Here is a 6,411-nt window from a genome sequence, read left to right as displayed (position 1 = left end):
GGGCCCCACGGGGGGCCCCGGCGCGCGGGGGTCCCGGGCCGGGGGCGGGTTTCCGGGGGGGGGGGGCCCCCCCCCCATCGGCCCCCCCCCCCCGCGGGGGGGGGGGGGGGGGGGGGCGGCGGAGTGCGATCGCTCACCAGTTCGGATGAGATCGCTCAACTGTTCGACTGCCGGGGTCGATGTTGGGGGAGTAGCGACCTGCGAGCGAAGGCGGTGCGGACGATGAACTCCTGCGGTTTCCCGATCGGCGGGCGGACCACGGCGGCCCGGGGCCGGTCAGTAGTACCAGGGGAACGGCGTCCAGTCCGGGTCCCGGCGCTCCAGGAACGAGTCCCTGCCCTCGACGGCCTCGTCGGTCATGTAGGCCAGCCGGGTGGTCTCACCGGCGAACAACTGCTGTCCGACCAGGCCGTCGTCGATCGCGTTGAACGCGTACTTCAGCATGCGCTGCGCGGTGGGCGACTTGCCGTTGATCTCCCGTGCCCACTGCAGGGCGGTCGCCTCCAGTTCCGCGTGCGGCACGACCTCGTTGACCATCCCCATCCGGTGCGCCTGCTCGGCGTCGTAGGCGCGGCCGAGGGCGAAGATCTCGCGGGCGAACTTCTGCCCGACCTGCCGGGCGAGGTAGGCGCTGCCGAAGCCGCCGTCGAAGCTGCCGACGTCGGCGTCGGTCTGCTTGAAGCGGGCGTGCTCGGCGCTGGCGAGGGTGAGGTCGCACACCACGTGCAGGCTGTGCCCGCCCCCGGCGGCCCAGCCCGGCACGACCGCGACCACCAGCTTCGGCATGAACCGGATCAGCCGCTGCACCTCGAGGATGTGCAGCCGGCCGGCCCGCGCGGGGTCCACGGTCTCGGCGGTCTCACCGGCGGCGTACTGGTAGCCGGAACGGCCGCGGATCCGCTGGTCCCCGCCGGAGCAGAACGCCCAGCCGCCGTCCTTCGGCGAGGGCCCGTTCCCGGTCAGCAGGACGCAGCCGACATCGCTGCTCATCCGGGCGTGGTCGAGCGCGCGGTACAGCTCGTCGACGGTGTGCGGGCGGAAGGCGTTGCGCACCTCGGGGCGGTCGAAGGCGACGCGCACGGTGCCGCGCCCGGGACCGTCCTCCACGCACCGGTGGTACGTGATGTCGGTGAAGTCGAACCCGCTGACGGGTTCCCACGCGGCCGGGTCGAACAGCTCGGAGACAGGCGAGTTCAGCACGCCTGGGACAATAGGTGCCGCCTCGGCGTGATGAACACCAGGAGGGCGCCGACCGGTGTGAGCGGCTGCACTTCGCTCGTCCGGGGGGCCACCGGGTCGAAGGGGCTCGGCGGTTGCGGCGACACTGGAAGCGGTCGGCAGGCAGCGTGCGAGGGAGTCCGGGGTGATGGGTTGAATCCGTCCACGGCACAGGCCGAGGTCATTGTCGACGAGCTGATCCGCAACCAGGTCCGGCACGTGGTGCTCTCCCCGGGGTCGCGCAACGCGCCGCTCTCGTTCGCGCTGCACCGCGCCGCGCAGGAGCGCCGGATCCGGTTGCACGTCCGCATCGACGAGCGCAGCGCCGGATTCCTGGCCCTGGGGATCGCGGCGCGCAGCGGTCGGCCGGTGGTGGTGGCCGGGACCTCGGGCACCGCTGCGGCGAACCTGCACCCGGCGGTCAGCGAGGCGGCGCAGGCGGGCATCCCGCTGATCGTGCTCACCGCGGACCGCCCGCCGGAGCTGCGCGCGGCCGGGGCCAACCAGACCATCGACCAGCACCGGATGTTCGGACCGCAGGTGCGGATGTTCGACGAGCTCGGCGTGGCCGAGAACCGGCCCGGGCAGCAGGCGTACTGGCGCAGCCAGGTCTGCCGCGCCTGGCACGCCTCGCTCGGGTCGGCCCGCTCCGGACCGGTGCACCTGAACCTGCCGTTCCGCGAACCGCTGGTGCCCACCGGGGACACCACGTGGTGCGAGCCGCTGTCCGGGCGCGACGACGGGGCGCCGTGGATCGAGATCTGCGGCGACGGCGCCCACCCGAGCAGCCTGCACGCGCCGGCCGCCCGGCGGGGACTGGTGCTCGCCGCGGACGGCAGCGCCGACGCCGCGGGGGAGTGGGGCGAGCGGTACGGCTGGCCCGTCGTCTCCGAGACCGGCGGGGTCGGGCTCGCCGGTGGTGCGGCCATCAGCACCGGGATGTGGTTGCTGAACCAGCCCGAGTTCGTGCGCGAGCACCGCCCCGAGCAGGTGCTCTGCGTCGGCAGGCCGACCGTGTTCCGCCAGGTGCAGTCGCTGCTGACCGACGCCGGGGTGGAGGTGCTGCTGGCGCACGGCGGGGACGTGGACTGGCCGTCGCCGGGGCACGCGGTGCGCGAGATCGCGCACACCTTCGGCGCCGGGCCCGTCCGCGAGGCCGACCCGCACTGGCTCACCGCCTGGCAGCAGGCCGACCACAAGGTCGCCGCCGCGCTGCACGCGGCGCTGGACCTGGAGCGCTGGCCGAACGGGCCGGTGCTCGCCCGCGACCTGGTCGACGAACTGCCGGAGCGGTCGTTGCTGGTGCTCGGTTCGTCGAACCCGAGCCGGGACGTGGCGCTGGCCGCACGACACCGGCCGGACGTGGCGGTGCACCGCAACCGCGGGGTGGCGGGGATCGACGGCACGGTGTCCACCGCGATCGGCGCGGCGCTGGCGCACGACGGACCGACCTACGCGCTGCTGGGCGACCTCACGTTCCTGCACGACGGCAACGGCCTGCTGCTGGGGCCGCAGGAGCAGCGCCCGGACCTCACCATCGTGGTGCTCAACGACGACGGCGGCGGCATCTTCTCGCTGCTGGAGCAGGGCGGCCCGGAGCACCGCGACTCGTTCGAGCGGGTCTTCGGCACCCCGCACGGCACCGACCTCGCGCAGCTGTGCGCGGCGCACGGCGTGGAGCACGTGCGGGTGCGGCAGCGCTCGGAGTTCCCGGCGGCGCTGCACGGGCCACCGGGGCTGCGGGTGGTGGAGATCCAGGCCGACCGCTCGCAGACCAGGAGCCTGCACGCGCGGTTGCAGGCCGCGGTGCACTCGGCGCTGATCGGCTGACCCGTTCGGGGCCGTTCGCGGTCCGATATCCGTTCCGGAACCGGTGCCCGGTCGCGATCCGTACACCCGCGATCCGGTGTCTCCCGGCCCGGTACCCGCTGCGGTCCCGTGCCCCTGCGGGTCCCGTGCCCGCTGTGGGCGCGACACCCCCCCGGCCTCGCACGGGCACTTCTGGACCGGTTCCTCCCACCTGGTGAGAGGGCGCGGGAGTGCTTCCGGCCACCGGTCGACCGCGCGGAACCTGCCGGGTCTCGGGCCCGGGCTCGGCTGCTCGCCGAACACTCGCACCCCCGATGAGCTGGGCGGGAGCCGCGCGGGCGGGGTCCGGCCACCACCCGTCGGGCGGGCGGCTGGGACGAAAGCCGGCGCCGGCTGCGCGCCGTTCACCCAGAACTGGTGAAAAGCCCCGCGTTCGGGTGCTCGCGCCGCCCTGATCACGTTCGTACGCTGCTGGAAAACAGCTGATCTTGCCGGAGGTGCTCTGTGTTCAAGCGAACCGGTCTGCGGGCGGCGGTGGCCGCGTGCTGCGCGGCGGCCTTCGTGGCGACCCCCGCCTTCGCCGGAGCCGGCAGTCCCGGCGCGCCCGGCGCGGGCGACCCGTACTTCCCCGAGTACGGCAACGGCGGCTACGACGTGGCGCACTACGACGTGCGGCTGCGCTACGAACCGAAGGACGACCACCTCGCCGGGACCACGACGATCGTGGCGAACCCGACCCAGGACCTCACCGCGTTCAACCTGGACTTCGCACTGCCGGTGAAGTCGATCCGGGTCAACGGCGCCCCGTCGACCTTCGAGCAGCGGGGCACCGAGCTCACCGTCACCCCGCCCGAGGAGCTGCCCGCCGGGCGCCAGTCCACGTTCGTCGTCGAGTACGAGGGCGTGCCGTCCGCCGTCGAGGTCGACGGCCTCAACCCGTGGATCCGCACCGCCGACGGCGCCCTCGCGGTCGGCGAACCGGAGATCTCCGCGTGGTGGTTCCCCGGCAACGACCACCCGCGGGACAAGGCCACCTTCGACATCGCCGTGGACGTGCCGGAAGGCACCGAGGTGCTGTCGAACGGCGTGAACACCGACACCTCCACGCTGGCCGGCCGGACCACCTGGAAGTGGCGGACCACCAAGCCGACCGCGACGTACCTGGCTTTCCTCGGCATCGGGCAGTACGAGATCAACACCAAGCCCGGCGCTTTCGGCCAGCCCTTCGTCACCGCCTACGCCGACGGGCTCGGCGACGTCGAAGGCGCGGCCAAGGCCAGCGTCGAACGCACCCCGGAAGTGCTGGAATTCCTCTCCGGGCTGCTCGGCGAGTACCCGTTCGAGGCCCAGGGCGGCGTGGTCCCGGCAGAAGGCCTCAGCTTCGCGCTGGAGAACCAGACCCGGCCGACCTACAGCCCCAAGTTCTTCGCGAAGGGCGCGAACACGTCCGTCGTCGTGCACGAGAACGCCCACCAGTGGTTCGGCGACTCCGTGTCCGTCGACACCTGGCGCGACATCTGGCTGAACGAGGGCTTCGCCAGCTACGCCGAGTGGCTGTGGTCGGAGCAGCAGGGCACCGGCACCGCGCAGGAGCTGTTCGACCACTACTACTCCTCGCTGCCCGCCGACGACCCGTTCTGGCAGATCGCCCCCGGTGAACCCGGGCCGGAGAACATCTTCAGCGACGCCGTCTACGACCGCGGGGCGCTCACCGTGCACGCGCTGAGCAACGTCATCGGCCCGGACGCGCTGCTCGACGTGGTGCGCACCTGGGTGCAGGACAACCGGTACTCCACCGGCACCGTGGAGGAGTTCATCGAGCTGGCCGAGCAGCGCTCCGGCCGACAGCTCGACGAGTTCTTCCAGAACTGGCTGTTCACCCCCGGCAAGCCCGCGGCCACCCCGGAGAACGGGATCCCGGCCTCGGCGACCAGGGCAGCGGTGGTGCCGCCGAAGTCGGTCGCCGAGATCGACGCGACCCACGCGCTCGTGCACGACCACCACTGATCGTGTGACGGCGCAGGCCGGCCGGGACGGGTCGGGCGGCGGAACCTAGCGGTCCGCCGCCCGAGCCACCCGGGCCGGCCGTCAGTCGTCGGCGAGCGCGTCTCGGATCGGCCGGAGCTTCGCCGCCGCCTCCAGCACCTCCGCGTCCGGATCGGACCCGGCGACGATGCCGCACCCGGCGAACAGCCGGGCCCGGCGGCCCCCGGTCGCGCCGTCCGCGGTCTCCAGCTGCGCGCAGCGCAGCGCGATGCCGAGCTCCCCGTTGCCGGCGCCGTCGACCCAGCCGACCGGGCCGCTGTAGCGGCCGCGGTCCATGGCCTCCAGGCGCTCGATCAGCCGCACCGCGGCGGGAGTCGGCGTGCCCCCGACGGCCGCGCTCGGGTGCACCGCGGCGGCCAGCCGCAGCAGCGCCGCGACCCCGTTGTCCGCGGCGTGCTCGTGCAATTCACCCGTGATGTGCGAGGCCAGGTGCAACACGTTGCGCAGCCGGAGCACCTCGGGGTGCTCCGGGACCGACAGGGCCGCGCAGAACGGGCGCAGTTCCGCGGCCAGCGACTCGGCGGCGAACGCGTGCTCGGAGAGGTCCTTCACCGAGGCCAGCAGGCCGGACGCCAGCTCGTCGGCGCCGACCCCGGGCCGCGGCCAGCTCGTCCCGGCCAGCACCCGGGACCGGACGTGCCGCCCGGTGCGCTCCAGCAGCAGCTCCGGCGTCGCCCCGACCAGCCCGTCCACCGCGAAGGTCCAGCACCCCGGGTAGCGCGCGGCGAGGTTGCGCAGCAGGTAGCGGGCGTCCAGCGGCTCCGCCGCGGTGGCGAGCAGGTCGTGCGCCAGCACCACCTTGCGCACCCCGTCCGGATCGCCGGCCCCGGCCGGTTCCAGGATCCGCACCGCCTCCGCCACCGACCGCCGGTAGTCCGCCGCCGACACCGCGCCCGGCTCGTACCGCACCGCGCCGGGCTCGCGAACCGGCCGGACCGGTTGCCGGGCCGGATCGCCGACGGTGGTGATCCAGCGGACGCCGTCCCGGCAGCCCACCACGACCTCCGGCACCACCACGACCGAGTCCCCCGGCCGGTCCGCGAACGCGAAGCTGGTGAACGCGACCGGGCCGCTGCCCGGCAGCCGCACCTCGTCCCGCACGTCCGCGGCCGCGCACAGCGCGTGCCACCACTCGTCGGCGGCGGCGAACCGCTCCGGCCCGGACGTCGTCAACCGCGCCGCGCAGCCCCAGCCGACCAGACCCGCCCCGTCGCGCACCCAGCTCAGCGGGGCCTCGTCCGGCAGCAGCTCCAGCAGCGGCGCGGTGCGCCGGGGGTCGTCGTCGGGGAGCACCGAGGTGCGGACGGTCAGCGGAGTCGGGGAGGGCGCCACGCGACG

Annotated in this window: 4 protein-coding genes; 2 read left to right on the top strand and 2 right to left on the bottom strand. The window is 74.1% G+C overall.

All coding sequences use genetic code 11. The features are described from left to right. Positions 1-276 precede the first annotated feature (276 nt). Complete coding sequence (locus LCD31_RS07895; protein WP_224956957.1) at positions 277-1,200, bottom strand: 1,4-dihydroxy-2-naphthoyl-CoA synthase; 924 nt, start codon at positions 1,198-1,200, stop codon at positions 277-279. A 171-nt stretch (positions 1,201-1,371) separates the two neighbouring features. Between LCD31_RS07895 and menD the strand changes: the two genes are divergently transcribed. Both menD and LCD31_RS07885 read left to right on the top strand, forming a co-directional pair. Then, positions 1,372-3,048: a 2-succinyl-5-enolpyruvyl-6-hydroxy-3-cyclohexene-1-carboxylic-acid synthase gene (menD, locus tag LCD31_RS07890; protein ID WP_224956956.1), complete on the top strand. Its 1,677-nt coding sequence runs from the start codon at positions 1,372-1,374 to the stop codon at positions 3,046-3,048. Between the two features lie 483 nt (positions 3,049-3,531). Further along, entirely contained in the window at positions 3,532-5,034 is a 1,503-nt protein-coding gene (locus LCD31_RS07885) for a M1 family metallopeptidase (RefSeq protein WP_224956955.1), read from the top strand. Positions 5,035-5,115: 81 nt separating this feature from the next. On the opposite strand, the gene LCD31_RS07880 is transcribed toward LCD31_RS07885, so the two are convergent. Then, positions 5,116-6,405, bottom strand: a complete 1,290-nt coding sequence (locus tag LCD31_RS07880) for an isochorismate synthase MenF (RefSeq protein WP_224956954.1) — start codon at positions 6,403-6,405, stop codon at positions 5,116-5,118. Positions 6,406-6,411 lie beyond the last annotated feature (6 nt).

The organism is Saccharopolyspora sp. 6M (assembly GCF_020176775.1).
Lineage (GTDB): Bacteria > Actinomycetota > Actinomycetes > Mycobacteriales > Pseudonocardiaceae > Saccharopolyspora_C > Saccharopolyspora_C gregorii.
Note: the sequence above shows the minus strand (reverse complement) of the source record. Positions and strands in the feature narration are given on the sequence as shown.